At 59.2% G+C, this 720-nt stretch carries 1 protein-coding gene; it reads right to left on the bottom strand.

Features of this window, described 5'->3' with window-relative positions; translation table 11 throughout:
* Positions 1-233 precede the first annotated feature (233 nt).
* The coding region (locus HMPREF2975_RS12520) for a hypothetical protein (RefSeq protein ID WP_227469266.1) at positions 234-720 on the bottom strand (487 nt) is incomplete at its 5' end.

Below are 720 nucleotides of genomic sequence, written 5' to 3'. Positions count from 1 at the left end.
TCGGTTTACTGAGGTCGATGAGACGGTGCGCCGCTTTCATCCTGACATGAACAAGTGAGACATATAGGAGAGGGGTGCCACCCTTTGGGATCTCAACATCCCGTCGGGGTGGCACCCCATTTTCCCTGCTGACGCAGGGCACAAAGCCAGCCAATTTTCATGGCCTAACGTGAAGAATTCACATTACATGGGCTCATCCCCGCTACCGCGGGGCAGTTATGTTGCTTACTGTATCACAGGTGGAGTTCGGGACGGGAGGCCCAAAAGCGCGCAATCCTCACCCAAGGAGACCGGACCTCGCCGCCGTCCCTGATCGTCTGCACGTCACGCAGGAAGTCATCAACAACCCCCTGCACGACGCCGGGCGCGTGCGCTGGCATAGAGTGCTTGCCGGTCTCCCACCGGTGTAATTTGACCTGCTCAAGACGCTTGCCATCCTCCATTGGGAACATACGCGCCATTTCCCCCTGCGATAGTCCCAGTGCTCTGCGCGCGTCTCCGATCCACTGAGCCTCGTCACTCGTGATTCGCTTGCGGACGGGACGGCCTCCCATTTCGGCTTGTAGCTCTTTTTCAGCCTGCTCCAGCTCGTGCTCGCCGTCTGTGCGCTGCTGCATGGCTTGCCTGATCTGTGTGCGCGCCTGCTCCACCCTACGTGTCAGGCTGGTCATGCGCTCACTATAAGCGTGCTCGTATTGGAGCGCGTCGCCTATGATCTGC

It is taken from the genome of Actinomyces sp. HMSC065F12 (assembly GCF_001814535.1).
GTDB lineage: Bacteria > Actinomycetota > Actinomycetes > Actinomycetales > Actinomycetaceae > Pauljensenia > Pauljensenia radingae_A.
The sequence above is the reverse complement of the archived record's forward strand: the minus strand, read 5'-3'. Positions and strand labels throughout refer to the sequence as shown.